The organism is Streptosporangium sp. NPDC020072 (assembly GCF_040631445.1).
GTDB lineage: Bacteria > Actinomycetota > Actinomycetes > Streptosporangiales > Streptosporangiaceae > Streptosporangium.
Window position 1 is genome coordinate 217620 of record NZ_JBEYAB010000012.1, and the last position, 14242, is coordinate 231861.

At 70.9% G+C, this 14242-nt stretch carries 14 protein-coding genes; 3 read left to right on the top strand and 11 right to left on the bottom strand.

The window, feature by feature from the left end; genetic code table 11:
• Positions 1–103 precede the first annotated feature (103 nt).
• From ABZ470_RS28245 to ABZ470_RS28255, 3 genes are all read right to left on the bottom strand, one after another.
• Positions 104–2371, bottom strand: a complete 2268-nt coding sequence (locus tag ABZ470_RS28245) for a hypothetical protein (protein ID WP_362915133.1) — start codon at positions 2369–2371, stop codon at positions 104–106.
• Positions 2372–2494: 123 nt separating this feature from the next.
• Positions 2495–3178, bottom strand: a complete 684-nt coding sequence (locus ABZ470_RS28250; protein WP_362915135.1) for a response regulator transcription factor — start codon at positions 3176–3178, stop codon at positions 2495–2497.
• Entirely contained in the window at positions 3175–4359 is a 1185-nt protein-coding gene (locus ABZ470_RS28255; RefSeq protein WP_362915137.1) for a histidine kinase, read from the bottom strand. Before ABZ470_RS28255 ends, ABZ470_RS28250 begins: the two co-directional genes overlap by 4 nt.
• A 232-nt stretch (positions 4360–4591) precedes the next feature.
• Between ABZ470_RS28255 and ABZ470_RS28260 the strand changes: the two genes are divergently transcribed.
• On the top strand, positions 4592–5776 hold the full coding sequence (locus tag ABZ470_RS28260) for a serine hydrolase domain-containing protein (RefSeq protein ID WP_362915140.1): 1185 nt from the start codon (positions 4592–4594) through the stop codon (positions 5774–5776).
• A 51-nt stretch (positions 5777–5827) separates the two neighbouring features.
• On the opposite strand, the gene erm is transcribed toward ABZ470_RS28260, so the two are convergent.
• Together erm and ABZ470_RS28270 are read right to left on the bottom strand one after the other, a co-directional pair.
• Positions 5828–6652 (bottom strand): 23S ribosomal RNA methyltransferase Erm, encoded by an 825-nt coding sequence (gene erm, locus ABZ470_RS28265; protein ID WP_362915142.1) that lies wholly within the window; start codon positions 6650–6652, stop codon positions 5828–5830.
• A 220-nt stretch (positions 6653–6872) separates the two neighbouring features.
• Positions 6873–8516, bottom strand: coding sequence for a DUF2207 domain-containing protein (locus tag ABZ470_RS28270; RefSeq protein WP_362915144.1), 1644 nt, complete (start codon positions 8514–8516; stop codon positions 6873–6875).
• 189 nt (positions 8517–8705) lie between these two features.
• Between ABZ470_RS28270 and ABZ470_RS28275 the strand changes: the two genes are divergently transcribed.
• Both ABZ470_RS28275 and ABZ470_RS28280 read left to right on the top strand, forming a co-directional pair.
• Positions 8706–9743, top strand: a complete 1038-nt coding sequence (locus ABZ470_RS28275; RefSeq protein WP_362915146.1) for a neutral zinc metallopeptidase — start codon at positions 8706–8708, stop codon at positions 9741–9743.
• 197 nt (positions 9744–9940) lie between these two features.
• Positions 9941–10630 (top strand): SGNH/GDSL hydrolase family protein, encoded by a 690-nt coding sequence (locus ABZ470_RS28280; protein ID WP_362915148.1) that lies wholly within the window; start codon positions 9941–9943, stop codon positions 10628–10630.
• Here the strand turns inward: ABZ470_RS28280 and ABZ470_RS28285 are convergent.
• From ABZ470_RS28285 to ABZ470_RS28310, 6 genes are all read right to left on the bottom strand, one after another.
• Entirely contained in the window at positions 10590–11549 is a 960-nt protein-coding gene (locus ABZ470_RS28285) for an NAD-dependent epimerase/dehydratase family protein (RefSeq protein WP_362915150.1), read from the bottom strand. The genes ABZ470_RS28280 and ABZ470_RS28285 overlap by 41 nt on opposite strands.
• Positions 11550–11627: 78 nt before the next feature.
• The gene (locus ABZ470_RS28290; RefSeq protein ID WP_362915152.1) at positions 11628–12224 is read right to left on the bottom strand and encodes a helix-turn-helix domain-containing protein; all 597 of its coding nucleotides are present in this window, start codon (positions 12222–12224) and stop codon (positions 11628–11630) included.
• 54 nt (positions 12225–12278) lie between these two features.
• Positions 12279–12419 carry a hypothetical protein gene (locus tag ABZ470_RS28295; protein WP_362915154.1) on the bottom strand — a complete coding sequence of 47 codons (141 nt, stop codon included), beginning with the start codon at positions 12417–12419 and terminating at the stop codon, positions 12279–12281.
• Between the two features lie 207 nt (positions 12420–12626).
• Complete coding sequence (locus ABZ470_RS28300; protein ID WP_352014659.1) at positions 12627–13163, bottom strand: NUDIX hydrolase; 537 nt, start codon at positions 13161–13163, stop codon at positions 12627–12629.
• 142 nt (positions 13164–13305) lie between these two features.
• On the bottom strand, positions 13306–13863 hold the full coding sequence (locus ABZ470_RS28305; protein ID WP_362915156.1) for a GNAT family protein: 558 nt from the start codon (positions 13861–13863) through the stop codon (positions 13306–13308).
• 43 nt (positions 13864–13906) lie between these two features.
• Positions 13907–14239 carry a DUF2516 family protein gene (locus tag ABZ470_RS28310; protein WP_352014661.1) on the bottom strand — a complete coding sequence of 111 codons (333 nt, stop codon included), beginning with the start codon at positions 14237–14239 and terminating at the stop codon, positions 13907–13909.
• Between the last annotated feature and the right edge of the window lie 3 nt (positions 14240–14242).

The window sequence follows — 14242 nt, forward strand, 5'->3', positions numbered from 1 at the left end:
ACCTCCTCGACGCGTTCACCACTGGGGCCGGTAACACTACCCGATCCCCCTGTGACCCGCCGAGGGACCCCGTGGACGGGCCCCTCGGCTCATCTCACCGGGATCAGCGCTCGCCCTTCGGCGGACGGCAGTCCGCCCCGAACTCGACCTGCTTCCACGACGTGTAGGGAGAGTCGAGTTGCAGCTTGAAGTGACCCGCCTCCTTGCTGCGGGTGCTGTACGCGCCGGTCACCGTCTGCTCCTGCCTCCCGGTGCCGGTGAACGTGACGGACTTCCAGTCGCTGACCGTCAGCCACTGGTTGCGGGTCGCGTCGCTCTTGCGAGACCAGCGGTAGCGGACGGTGACGGGGCCGTCGGTCACCACGATCTTCCCGGTCAGCCCGAACTGGGCGGGCCTGGTGATCCCGCACTCCTCGTTGTCGTCGGTGCGCCGCTGGGCCACTTCGGTGACCGTGGCGTCGGCGCAGACGGCGTCGTAGGAGACGTTCTGGGTCTCACCGCCGTCCCCGGGGCTGACGATCCTGAGTCGCATCGAGCCCTTGGCGGACGTCGAGACGCCGAAGGCGTTGCCGACGACCTTGCTGCCCGCCTGGTCGAACTTCACCGAGAACGGATCCGGCGAGGGCCAGGGCCGTCCCCCCTCGTCGATCCAGTGGTACTGGACGGTCATCGGCCTGGTCACGGTGATCTTCGCGGAGATGGAGTGCCGGACGCCGTACGGCTTGGCGCAGGGACCCGCGTAGGAGGTGGGCGTGATCTTCATCTCGGAGGCGACCGCCTCGGGCGGCGAGCACGTGACCTTGTAGGTGGCGCGGGCCTGGGGGCGGTTGTGGTTCCCGATCTCCAGGATCACCTCGCCGTCCGTCCTGGTCTTGCCGTCCTGCCACTTACCGGCGGAGACCTCCGCCGTCACCTGCGGTTCGACCTTGAGCGTCTGCCAGGTGTCCGGGGCCTTGCCGTTGATCCGCCAGCGGTACCTGACGTCCCCTGCCCTGTCCGCGGTGATCTTCCCGACGGCGTCGAAGGTCGGCGCCGTGGCGCACGAGCCCTCGTAGGACGGAGGCGTGACGGCGGCGGTCACCGAGACGACCGGGTCGGCGGGCGGGGTGGCGTCGCACTTCACCGTGAAGTCGGCCTTGGCGCTCTCCGGCGTCGCCTTGGGGGAGATGATCCGCAGGGCACCCCAGCCCTTGACGGTGACGGCGTCGCCGTTGCCGCTGATCGGCACGGTGTAGGGGGTGACGTCCTTCGTGCCGGGCTGGCCGGTGAAGGTGAGCGTGCCGACCTGGCTCCTGCCGCCGTCGTTGTCGGTCCACTCGTACTTCACCTCGGTGGGCACCCGGCTGACGGAGACCTTCCCGGTGAACGTCAGGGTCATGGGGCACCTGCCGGAGTAGTCCGGGGCGTCGACCGTGGCGGCCGGTGTCACCACGAGCTCCGGCTCGGGGGTGTCACAGGTGACGGTGTAGTTCGCGCGCAGCGAGCCGACGCCGCCGGGGCTGACGATCTGGATGGACTTCCACCCGGCCGAGGTGGCCTTCACCAGGTGGGTGAGGGTCACCGTACGGCTTCGCTCGCCGTTCGCGGGGAAGTCCAGGTAGCGCTGCTCACCCTCACCGGTGGCGCTGTCGATCCAGCGGTAGGCGACCCTGGCCGGGACCCGGGAGACCTGGATGAGCCCGGTGAAGGTCAGCGGCTGGCCCGCCGTGGGACAGGCGCCCTTGTAGTTCTCCGGGGTCACGGTGACCGAGGCGGCGGCGCGGGTCGGCTCCTGGGGCTGCCCGGGGTCACCGGGCTGGCCGGGGGTGCCGGGGTTTCCCGGGCCGCCGGGCTTGCCGGGGTCACCTGGCTTGCCGGGGCCGTCCGGCGCGGGCGGCAGCGGGTGCGTCCGGTCGTAGACGATGGGCTCCTTGCCGGAGCACACGACCGAGAAGCGGGCCTTCGGCGACAGGCCCTTCCTGCCGATGATCTCCACGGCCTGCCAGCCCCGGACCTCCCAGTCGAACGACTGGCGGTCGCGCACGACGACCTTCCTGGCACCGCGGACCACGATGCTCCTGACGGCGCTCTTGCTGCCGTCCCCCCGAACCCAGCGGTAGCGGACCACGCCCTTGCCGCGGGCGGCGACGGTGGCCGAGAACCCGACCGTCGTGGGACACGCGCCGGAGTACCGGGCCGGATTCGCCCGCACCTTGCCGACGGCCGTCTTGACCGCCGTTCCCGACGCCTTGGCGGCTGCGGTGGCCTTGGTGGACGCGGTGGTCTTGGCGGTCGCGGTGGCCTTGGTGGCCGCGGCGGGCGCCGCCTGGGCGGGCCCGGCGAGCAGCCCCGCCGTCATGACGGTGGCCATGCAGAAGCCCAGCAGAGACATGGGTCTTCTCAACGCGCACCCCTCTCCTACACGGATGATCAAAGGGGGACATGTTCTCCATCCGCACTGAGAGATGACTTGCGCGTCACTGCAACCTCACGTCCTCCCAGGTCCCAGGCCTGGTCACTCGCCGAGCAGGCCCGCCTCGCGGGCGGCGATCGCCGCCTGTACCCGGTTCTCCAGGCCGAGCCGGGTGAGGATGCGGTTGACGCGGCTCTTCACCCCCGCCTCGGAGAGCCCGAGGTCACGGGCGATCCTGGCGTTCGACAGGCCCCTGGCGACCAGCACGAGCACTTCGAGCTCACGCCGGGTCAGCTCACCGAGCGCCCCGGCGCGGAGGGAGGGGGACGGTTCGACCAGCGCGGGCGGCAGCGCGGTGAAGGCGCCGATGAGACGGCTGGTCACGCTCGGCGCGAGCATGGCCTCTCCCGAGGAGACCACCCGGATGGCGTCGGCGAGCTGGTCGGGGGAGACGTTCTTCAGGATGAACCCGGCGGCCCCGGCCCGCAGGCAGGCGTGCACGTACTCGTCGAGGTCGAAGGTGGTCAGCACCAGCACCCGGGGGTGCGGCTGTTCGTGCGGCCACCGCCCGACGATGTGCCGGGTCGCCTCGACGCCGGTCATACCGGGCATGCGCACGTCCATCAGCACCACGTCCGGGCGCAGGTCGAGGGCGAGGGCGACGGCCTCCTCGCCGTCCGCGGCCTCCCCGACGACAAGCAGGTCGGCGCGCCGGTCGAGCATGATCCGCAGCGCGGCGCGCACCAGCTCCTGGTCGTCGGCGATCAGCACGCGGACGGGGTTCACCCGGCCTCCCCGTAGCGGAAGACGGCCTCGACCAGCCAGCCGCCGTCCTGGTCGCGGGGACCGGCCCGCAGGCTGCCGCCGAACAGCGCGGCCCGCTCACGCATGCCGACCAGCCCGAGCCCGGAGCCGGCGAGGGGCCGGTGGCCCGGCGCGGCAGGGCCGTTCTCCACCGTGACGACGAGCCGCTCGGCGGCCCGCCGTACGGCGATCCTGACGTCGGTCGCGCCCGCGTGCCGCAGGACGTTGGTGAGCGCCTCCTGGACGACCCGGTAGGCGGAGACCTGTACCGCCGCCGGGACCTCGGGGCCCGGTCCCGTGCTGACCTCGACCCGGCACCCGGCGGCGCGGGCGGTCGTGGCGAGCCGGTCGAGATGGCGCAGTGACGGCTCCGGGTCGCCGGGACCGGCTGGGGCGTCGTCGGCGAGCAGCCCGAGCAGCCGGCGCATCTCGACCAGGGCGGCGTCGGCGGCCGTGCCGATCCCGGTCACCCCCCGCCGGGCCAGATGTGGGTCCTCCGCCATCACCTCCGCGGTCGCCCGCGCCTGCATGGCGATCGCGCTGACGTGGTGGGCGACCAGGTCGTGCAGGTCACGGGCGATCCTGGCCCGCTCGGCCGTGACCGCCCGCCGGGCGCTGACCTCCTGCTCGGCGCGCAGCCGGGCGGTCAGGTCACGCAGCCGGGCGGCGTCGGCGTGGATGTGCCGCTGGGAGACGCCCAGCAGCCACGGCGCCAGCGACAGACCGGCGATCATGATCATCTCGAAGAGGGTGGGCCGGAACTCGGCGGGGAACGGCAGGCCGAGTGGCGAACGCAGCAGGTCGGGGGCCACCACCGTCACCCCGGCCACGACGACGGCCACGACGCTCGCCGGTGGCCGGGCGTAGCGGGCCACGGCGTAGGCGGCGAACATGACGTACAGGCCGTCCCTGAGCGCGACCATGGGGTCGACCAGCTCGTAGACCACGTAGGTGACGCTCACCGCCACCATGACCGGCCACGGGTGCGTCCTGCGCCAGGCCAGCGGTACGGCCTGCGTGAGCAGCAGGGCCGTCACCAGGACGGCGGTCGCCGGGTCGTCGGGAACACCCTCGCTCAGCCTGAGCATCAGCGCCGCGACCGTCAGCGCCAGGGCGAACAGGACGTCGGCGATCCGGGGCCTGGCGGCGAGCCACCGTCTCATCCCGTCGATGTGATCCCGCACCGTCGCACCGCCCCCGTCTCCTCCGCCCAAGGGTAGGCGCGGCCGTGACCTGCACGGAGCCGGAGACAACCAAAGTTGCGCCGTCCGGGGCGGATTCCTCCCCAGGGGGCATCGCGGAGCCGGGCCAATGGCCGATGTCCCGGCGGGCTCCGATTTCTAGGGTTGAAATGTGCGCCGGAACATCCCGGTCTGTCACCTTTTAGGAGGATTTATGCGTCCCTTCGGTGCCCCTGTACGACGTGCGGCGCTGCTGGCCGTGGTCGCGGCCCTGGCCACCACGACTGTGGCCTCCCCTGCCGCCGCGGCGAGCCCTGCGGACGCTCCGGCGCGGGTCTCGACGTACGGCAAGGCCGACCTGCAACGTGACGTGGACGCCCTGCGCGCGATCGGCACCAGCGGCGTCCAGGCGCGCGTGACCACCTCCGACGGCCGTCAGCTGGTCGCGACGAGCGGGGTCGCCGCACTCGGGAGCAGGCGCCCGGTCCCGGCGAACGGCTACGTCAGGATCGCCAGCACCACCAAGTCGTTCGTGGCCACGGTGGCCCTCCAGCTCGTCGCGGAGGGCAAGCTCTCCCTGGACGACACCGTGGAGAGCAGACTGCCCGGCGTGGTCAAGGGCAACGGCAACGACGGCAACAAGATCACGGTCAGGCAGCTCCTGCAGCACACCAGCGGCATCCACGAGGGCTACCCGGCCCACACCTCCGTCGAGGAGTTCCTCAAGCACCGCGACGAGCCGTTCACCAGCGAGCAGATCGTGGCAGAGGCCGTCAAGCACGCGCCGAACTTCGAGCCGGGCAAGAAGTGGATGTACTCCAACACCGGATACGTGCTGATCAGCATGATCATCGAGAAGGTGACCGGGCGTCCCTGGCACGAGGAGGTCGACCGGCGCATCAGCAGGCCGCTGGGGCTCAGCCGTACGCTGTGGTCGGGCCGTTCCCTCGACGTGCCGAACCCGCACGCCAAGGGCTACCTGGTGCTGCCGCCCCGCAAGCCGGTCGACGCCACCCGGCACTTCGACGGGGACGCCGCCGGTGGCCTGCTGTCCACGACCAGGGACGTCAACCGCTTCTTCATGGCGCTGCTCGGCGGCAGGCTGCTGCCCGCCGAGCAGCTCGCGCAGATGCGGAAGACCGTCGTGGCCCCGCTGTGGCAGCAGACCTGGCCGGGGGCCCGCTACGGCCTGGGCCTCAGCTCCCGTCCGCTGTCCTGCGGCGGGGTCTACTGGCATCACGGCGGCGACGACTACGGGTACAAGACGAGGACGGGCGTCAGCGCGGACGGCAGGCGCAGCGTCACGATCTCGCTGACCACGCAGTTCGGCGACGAACGTTCCGAGCGCCAGGAGAAGGTCGCGGGCGAGGTCGTCGACCGGGTGCTGTGCAGCCGGTAGTCCCTCTCCGGCCGGGACCCCGTCGCAGGGGATCCCGGCCGGACCGGTGTCTCAGAGGCGACCGAGACGGTCGTACAGGACACGCCACCGGTCGGGGTGGACGTGCGCGACGACCGTCCCCTCCGGGACGCCCGCGGCGGCGAAGGCGGCCCCGACCAGGGTGGCCGGGTGCCTCAGCCGCATGGTCGCGTCCAGGGAACCGCCCAGGCCGGTGAAGCCGTAGTCGACGAAGGCCTCGTAACCCGGCAGGTCGGGCGTCTCGGCCCGGCGTTCGATCCGCAGGATCGCCGAGTCGACCGAGGGTACCGGCCGGAACGCCTCCCGGCCGATGTGCCCGAGCATCTCCCAGCGGAACCACGGCCAGGTCCGCACGGTCAGCGCGCTCCAGCGGCCGAAGTCGCCGGTGCGCTTGCGGACGTACTCAAGCTGGGCGACGAGCGTCGCCGAGGTCAGCCCGGGTGCCTCCAGGCACCAGTCGACGATCTTCGAGGTGATCGAGTACGGGATGTTCCCGACGACCGCGAACGGCTCACGCGGCGCGCGGGCGGTCAGGAAGTCCCCCCTGACGACCCGGACGCGGGCGTCGTCGCGGGTGCGGACGGTCAGCCTGCCCGCCAGCAGCGGGTCGATCTCGTAGGCGACGACCTGGTCGCAGGTCTCGGCCAGCGCCAGGGTCAGGACGCCCTCGCCCGCCCCCGGCTCGACGACCAGCCCGTGCGCCCCCGCCGCCTCGGCGACGAGCCGTACGGCCTGGCGGTCCACCATGAGGTTCTGCGAGAGGGTGCGCCTGGCCTGGTCGCGGGCGGTCCTGCCGCCCCTGTTCGCGACCTTCTTCTGGGTGTGTGAATGATCTCCGTGTGCGAAAGAACGCGCCACAGTCTTGCCCCTTCGGGTCCGAGATGAAGTGGTCTCGGAAGATCCGGGGCACGCGCGGAGAAGTGAGATTCTCTAGCGGCCCTGGATCGGGCCGCGGCGCATACGGATGTAGTACGAAGGAATACGACACATGCGGCTCACCCTAGGAGAGCCCGGGTGAGCGGCACAAACGGTTTTCCCGCCTCCCCGGAGCAGGGGAGACGGGAAGCGCGCGAGGTGTCTACAGGGAGCGGAACTGCCGGGTCGAGGAGATGGCTCCCGACGTCGTCATGGTGAAGGTCCGCATCGAGTCGGCGAACTTCGACAGGTCCCACTCGGCGGGGCCCTGGTACCAGTACAGGTGGTCGGCCTGCCTGCCGTTGCCGGTGATCGAGGAGACGACACGGGCCCAGCGGTCCACGCTGTCGAAGATCACGGCATAGGGCAGATAACGGGAGAACAGCTCGACCCGCTGGGCGGGAGGGATGTCGCCACCGGCGTCGCCGGAGGCCAGATACTCACGGAAGCCCAGCGTGTGGGCCAGGGCCGCGGCGCCCTTCGCGGTCTTGGCGGGCATGTACTGTCCGCCGACGGCCAGTGCGGCCCCGGCGATGATCACGGCCAGGCCGAGCAGGCCGTACGTGGTGAACCAGGCCAGCGCGACGGTGCCGATGACGCCGGCGACGGTGAGGAGCACGCCGAGGGTCGTCCAGCGGGTTCGCACGGTGTCCGGGCGCCGGGCGAACCAGCCCTGCGCGACCACGTCCCGGTAGAGGGCGTCGCGGACCTTGCTGAGCTTGGAGGTGAAGGAGCCCTTCAGGTGCGAGAGCGGGATCGCGTCGCGGCCGTCGAAGATCGCGTCGTAGAGGGCGCGCTCGTAGGACTGCAGCGCCTTGAGGTCGGCGTTGGGCATCCGCACCAGGACCCAGTCGGGTGTGTCGTAGGTCTGCCTGGGCTGCTCGTCGATCCTGAGGTAGCCCCGCACCGCGAGGTCGACGATCGTGGCGGTCACGTCGATCACGTCGGCCTGCTCGTCGATGAGCGTGCCGATCTGGCCGGGCCGTACGCCGTCGGGCGGGGAGAAGTGGCCGTTGCTGACCCCGCTGACCGCGCCCGACTCGTGGCCGACCACCCGGGCGTCACGACCCCGGGTCCAGTACAGCAGGCCGACGCCGCCCAGCAGCAGGACCAGCAGGCCGGCCAGGGCGCCGCCGGTGACCGTGTTCAGGGTGAAGGCGTTGGACAGCTCGAAGCGGCGCTCCAGGATGGGCTCGCCCTTGGTCACGCCGCTCGGGTAGCCGATGACCACCGTGAGGACCTCGTCGACCCCCAGGCCCTGCTGCTCGAACTCGGCCTCGACCCCGGTGTGGTCCGGCGAGGCGGTGGTGCAGCCGATCGCCGAGGTCAGCGCCCCGGCGAAGCAGGACAGGCTCTGCAGCTGCGCGGGGCCGGTCACCTTGGCCTTGGCCAGCTCGACGGGCGCCGACCAGCCGCCCGCGGCGTACCAGCGCAGCTCCTGGACGTCGCCGAGCGGGGTGATGGTCCCCTTGACGTCGTATTCGAACTTGGCGGTTCCCGAGCCCTTCAACGTGATCGTGGAACCGGTCAGGGTGGCGTCGCCCTTGAGGTTGACGACCTGGTAGAGCCGGTCGTTGCCGTCGTCGTAGCGCGTCCGGTCGACCAGCTTCCTCGTCGGCGCGGTGCCGTCGAACGTGACCGTCTCCTTGACGTGCAGTACGCCGTCCTGTCGCAGTTCGATTTCGAGCGCGTCACTCTTGATCTTGCCTGCCGAAGTGGCGGCCTTACCCGGTGACGTGTGCGCCGTACCGGCCGCGAGGGCGGGGGAGGCGCTGAGGGCCAACGCGCAGGTGGCGATCGTGGCCACGCTTCCGACCGCCCGGCACACGTTCGCGGCCGTTCGGTGCAATAGGGATGCCGACATGGCCCGGGAGCCTACCGATAACCACCCACACATGACTGCAGCGACCCTTTCAGGTTTTTCGGACAATCACGTTTATGTGCCGAAATCCGCTAGATTGCCGCCCGGAGATCAGCAGTTCGGAGAGGTGGTCGCATGCGTCCGCGGAGGTCAAGCCCTCTGGCCTTTGGCGTTTTCGGGGTCCTCGCCCTGACCTTCGCGGTGGTCGTCGTGATCGCCGGTCTGGTCAAGGGGAACGAAACAGGGGTTCCGGCCGGGCCGGAGACGGGTCCCGTGGCGACCGGAGGCGGCAGGTCCATGCCGTCCGGCGGTACCGAGGTGGCCCCGCCCGAGGTGAAGCCTCCGTCGCCGATCAAGCTCGGCGACGAGAACGGCGCGGGCGGCACCGCGATCACCCTGGCCTCCGCCCAGTCGGGCACGAGCTTCGACCTGCGTAACATGCGGCGTTCGGACACCACCGCCAGGCTCAAGCGCAACCCCCTGTACGGTGCCGGCGTCATGGGATCGGTCGCCTGCCGCGCTCCGCGGCCCTCGACCCAGCCCGCCGCCATGTACAGCTATCTCAACGCCGTCACCGGCTGCCTGGACCGGGCGTGGGCGGGCAAGTTCGCCCAGGCCCGGGCGACCTTCCTGGCCCCGCGCCGGGTCTACTGGAGCCGTCCGGGGCGGGGGCCGTGCGGCACCTACCCGTCGTCCGGGGCCGCCGCCTACTACTGCCCGTCCAACCGCGGCATGTACATCGGCCTGACCCACGTCATCAGGCAGAGCGGCGACGTCGACCCGGCGGAGAACCACGTCCCCTACCTGGCCGTTCTCGCCCACGAATACGGTCATCACGTGCAGTCCATGGCGGGCATCGGCGGAGCCTGGTGGTGGGAGGTCGCCAACCGCTCGAAGAGCGCCCAGGACGCGCACTCCCGCCGCGCGGAGCTCCAGGCCCAGTGCCTGTCCGGGATCTTCGTCCGCGCCGTCCGGACTCCCCTGGCCGTCACCGCCGACCGCTGGCAGTCGCTGCTGCGTACGGACTACGGCCGGGGCGACGACCAGAACGGCCTGGGCAAGCGTGACCACGGCAACGGCGACCACTACGCGGGCTGGCTCAACCAGGGCTGGAAGTACTCCAGGCTCGCCTACTGCAACACCTGGAGCGTGCCCGCCTCCTACGTGAGCTGACCGTGAGCCGACGCCGGGGGCTTGGGACGATCTCCGGGTCGTCCCTTCCCACACGGATAGAATGCCGACCTGCTCAAGACGATCTCCCCGGACGGTGATTTCGCCGTGCTCGTCTGGGGGATCGACTCTCATATCGGCAGTCCGAATCTCCCCGGAGTGGCATGCGCGGGCCTGTGCGCCGACGTTCCCGAGCATCCGTGCTCGCAGCTTCTGTGGTGATTTTCTGTCTTATTTCGGGATGTGCCAGCGGGGACGCGGCCGGGCCGATCCCGGTCCTCAACCCACCCACCGCGCAGGAGAACCCGCAGCAGGACAGCCCGGTCAGGGCCCCGGTGGTCATGGTGCTCGGCGACAGCTTCACCGCCGGGTCGGGACCGGTCCCCCGCTGGGAGAGCTACGCGGCGCGGGCCGCCCGTACGCTCGGCTGGCAGCTCGTCACGGCGGGCGCCGCGGGGACGGGCTTCGTCAACCCCGGCCGGGTGCGCAGGACGTTCCAGCAGTCCTTCGACGCGGAACTCTCCTGGCGTCCCGCCCCCGACCTGCTGATTCTCTCCGGTGGGCACAACGACCACACCACCCCCGGCAGGGTGTACGGCGCCGCCAGACGCCTGCTCGTGACGGCCAGGACCCGCTGGCCACGGACCAGGGTCGTGGTGATCGGCCCCATCTGGATGGGCCGGGAGCCCCGCTGGGTCCCCGCGGTCAGGGACGCGATCGCGGTCGCCGCCGACGAGGAGGCGACCGTCTTCCTCGACCCGCTCGATCACCCCTGGGGGCGGGGGGCGATCCTGCCCGACGGTGTCCATCCCACCTTCCTGGGGCACAGGAGGCTGGCGAACTGGCTGGTCACGGCACTGCGCGAGCACGGCGCCGAGCCGGACGGCTGAGTTCGGCCAGCGTCGCGGCCACCCCCTCCCGGTAGGACGGGTAACGCGGCTCGAAGCCCGTCTCCGTCAGCGCCGAGACGTCGGCGACGACGTCGAGCGTGAGCGTCCGCACGGCGACCCCGCCCGCGAACGCCGCCGTCAGCCACCTGGGCAGCCTGCGGGGCCTGGCCGCGCCGAGCATCCCGGCCGTCTCGTCGAACAGCTCGCCCAGCGTCGTGACCGTGCCGTCGGTCGCCACGAAGCTCCGTCCCGCGACGCCGGGCAGCCCCGCCACGTGCACCAGCGCCCGAGCCGCGTCCTCCACGTGGATGATCGGCAGCCGGTTGCGCCCCGTCCCGGGAACCGGCATCCGGCCCCTGGCCAGGCCGGGCACGATCATGTCGCCGAACCCCTTGCCGGGGCCGTACACCATGTTCCCCAGGCAGACGTGTACGGCGGGCGTTCCCGACGCCTCGACCATCCGCCGCACCGGCAGCCCCACGTGGGCGAACCCCACCGGGACGGAACGCGGAGGCGACAGGTGCGAGACCGTACGGCCGGGCCCGGGGGCGAGGTCGTCCATCCCGCTGACCGAGACCAGCAGGGGCCGTTCCTCGGCGGGCAGGGAGAGCAGAGTCCGCAGCACCCCCTCGGTGGTCTCCCTGCGGACGGCGGCGATCCGGTCGATGGCCCGCCTCGTCAGCCGCCCCGGCAGGCTCGGCTGGATGAGGTCGAGGACGGCGTGCGCCCCCTTGGCGGTCTCGGCCCAGGTGGCGGGGTCACCGACGGAGAAGTGGCGGGGTGTGCCGCCCGCCCGCCGTACGCGCTGGGCGGCCTCGTCGTTCCTGACCAGGCCGACGACATCCCAGCCTGCGACGACGGCCTCGCGGACCGCGGTGCGCCCGATGAAGCCTCCGGCGCCGAGAACGAGCAGTTTCATGATCCCTCCAGGAATGATCTGGTTAGCATTTGCTAACTCAATGGGTGTGAAAAAGGCCCCGGGAGCCGGGGCCGGGTTCTACGGGGTGACCATGCGGGTGACCAGGGGACGCAGGGCGGCCAGCGCCGCCCCCCTGGGCAGTTCGTCGAAGTGACGCATCCTGGCGTACTGCGCCACGGTGCCGGAGAGTGCGGCCACCAGCAGATCGACCGGGATCTCCGCGGTGACCTCGCCCGAGGCGACCCCGTCGCCGATCAGCCCGCGCAGTAGACCGAGCAGGGACGGCCCGCGTTCCTCGGCGGAGAACCTGGGCAGGTAGAGCCGGAGGTTGTCCTGTGTGAAGAGCAGGACCTCGGGCTCCTCGTCGAGGAGTTCGCCGAAGGCCCGCATCAGCGCGTCGAGCCGCTCACCGAACGGCCGCCCCGGCGCGGTGGCCGACGCGGCCCGCTCACCGAGCCGGGTGTAGCACCTGGCGAACAGGTGCAGTGCGAGTTCCTCCTTCGAGGCGAAGAACTTGAACAGCGCGGGATTGCTGTAACCGCTGGCCGCGGCGATGTCGCGCACGGTCGTGCCGTCCACGCCCCGCTCGACGAACAACCGCAACGCCTCGACCAGCATCCGCCGCTTCGACGGCGGATCCCGGTCGTCCACCAGGAACACCTCGACCCCTGTCACACCACGAAGTTAGCAACTGCTAACCACCTGCCGCCAGGGCCGAAGGTCCCGGACTCATCGGTACGGCAGGGCGGAGGCGGCCGTGGGAGCCGGGGAGGCCGTGGAGGCGGCGGCGCGCGCGGGCGTCGCGGGAAGGGTGACCAGCACCAGGAAGACCGGCAGGAGCGTGGCGAGCCTCGCGCGTCGTGTTCTCATGACCTACCTCGATGGGGGAGTCGCCGACGGCCCCGGGGCCGCCGGAAGGCCGGGTCGCCTTGCGGAGGTGGTGCCGGGGCGCGGACGGAACACGCCAGGGGCCATGAGAGGCGACAGAAGGCTTCACGAACCCCGATAACGGTCAGAATAGGATCCATCACCCTCCGATGGAAGATGGGAGATCCAATCTCGCCTGGTTTGTGACCCTCAGCCCTGGTTGAGCAGCAGCAGGCTGTAGGCGGCGAGGCTGCAACTCTCCACGATCACTCCCTCACGGATCATGCTCTCCACCTCCCGCCGGGGGAACCACCGCTGCCGCAGGTCCTGCTCCTCGACCTCCCGCTCGGCCTGCCCCTGCCGCAACCCGGTCGCCACGAACACGTCGTAGCCCTGGACGGTCATCCCGGGCGCGCAGTGCAGATGCCCGAGGTGGCGCATGGAGGCCGCCGTCAGGCCCGTCTCCTGGCGCAGTTCCTCCCGGGCGAGGTGCTCGGGGTCGGCGGTCGCCAGGTCGGGCATCGTGCCCTGCGGGAACTCCCACGACCTCCGCCCGATCGGATAGCGGTACTGCTCCACCAGGTGGAAGCCGTCGTTCTCCATCGGGATGACCAGTGCGAAGTCCGGCTTGTCGACGTAGGAGTACACCCCCAGAGACCCGTCGGCACGCCGGATCTCGTCATGACGCAACCGCATGTAACGCGTCTCGTGCACCACGGTGCTGGAAAGCCGCTCGATGTCACCCAACCCAAACCTCCAGAACAGCCCACGACGTCTCCCTGATTCTCACCCGATCCGTGTGGGTCTGGAGGAAGTGGTCTTCCTGGGTGCCCGGCCGATGCCCCCCGCATCAGACCGGGCACTCTCACCCCCTACCCGCCTGGCCGGGTCACATCCCGGTGGCGGGCCGCTCGAGGGCCAGGACGGACATCACGACGGCGTCGTGCCAGCGGCCGTCCCACAGAAGGGCGTCACGGCGCACGCCCTCCTCGACGAAGCCGACCTTGCGGTAGACGTGGGCGGCGCGATCGTTGAAGGCGAAGACCTCAAGCTCGATCCGGTGCAGGTCGGTGGTGGCGAAGGCGTGGTCGAGCACCAGCCGGATCGCCTCGGTGCCGTAGCCCCTGCCGTACACCCGGGGGCCGGACAGGGCGATGCGCAGGTTGCACGAGAGGTTGTGCGTGTCCAGGTCGTTGAGCACGACCTCGCCCACGTAGGCGTCGTCGTCCACGGCGCAGATCGCCAGGTCGAGACGGTCGTCCTGGTCCGCGCGCGTGCGGCACCACAGGTCGATCGCCGCGCGGTCCATGACGCCGTGCGAACCGGTGAGGCGGGTGGTCTCCGGGTCGTTGACCAACCCCCAGAGGCCGTCGGCGTGCTCGGGGCCGACCGGCCTGAGGGTCACGCGGCTGCCGTACAGGGTGGGTTTCCTCGCGAACAACGTCACCCGAGGTTGTCTACCCGGTCCGTACGACCGGGGGCAACAGGTTTCACCAGGGGCCGTAGGGGCCCTGGTTGCCGCCCTTGCCGATCTCGCTCACCGCGGGCTTCACGTCGGCCAGGTAGATCCCGGAGGCGACGACCGACGCGATGGCGAAGATGTTGAGCTGTCCGAGGCCGATCCCGAAGTAACCGACGGCGGAGGCGAAGGAGAACAGCGCCGCCAGCCCCAGGACGATCAGCCAGAACCTCTTGGACTGCTTGCCGGTCACGGCGAACGCGCGGACGGGGGTGCGCGTCGCGTGGAACAGCGCCCAGGCGGACATGCCGAAGGCGATGATGCTGAGAACCCAGAAGATGAGGTCCAGCCCTACGGAAATCATCGT

Bases quoted from the DNA above. Each gene is read 5' to 3' on its own strand.
- ABZ470_RS28245 (WP_362915133.1), bottom strand. From the start codon at position 2,371: ATGTCTCTGCTGGGCTTCTGCATGGCCACCGTCATGACGGCGGGGCTG.
- ABZ470_RS28255 (WP_362915137.1), bottom strand. From the start codon at position 4,359: ATGAGACGGTGGCTCGCCGCCAGGCCCCGGATCGCCGACGTCCTGTTC.
- ABZ470_RS28260 (WP_362915140.1), top strand. From the start codon at position 4,592: ATGCGTCCCTTCGGTGCCCCTGTACGACGTGCGGCGCTGCTGGCCGTG.
- ABZ470_RS28275 (WP_362915146.1), top strand. From the start codon at position 8,706: ATGCGTCCGCGGAGGTCAAGCCCTCTGGCCTTTGGCGTTTTCGGGGTC.
- ABZ470_RS28285 (WP_362915150.1), bottom strand. From the start codon at position 11,549: ATGAAACTGCTCGTTCTCGGCGCCGGAGGCTTCATCGGGCGCACCGCG.
- ABZ470_RS28295 (WP_362915154.1), bottom strand. From the start codon at position 12,419: ATGAGAACACGACGCGCGAGGCTCGCCACGCTCCTGCCGGTCTTCCTG.
- ABZ470_RS28310 (WP_352014661.1), bottom strand. From the start codon at position 14,239: ATGATTTCCGTAGGGCTGGACCTCATCTTCTGGGTTCTCAGCATCATC.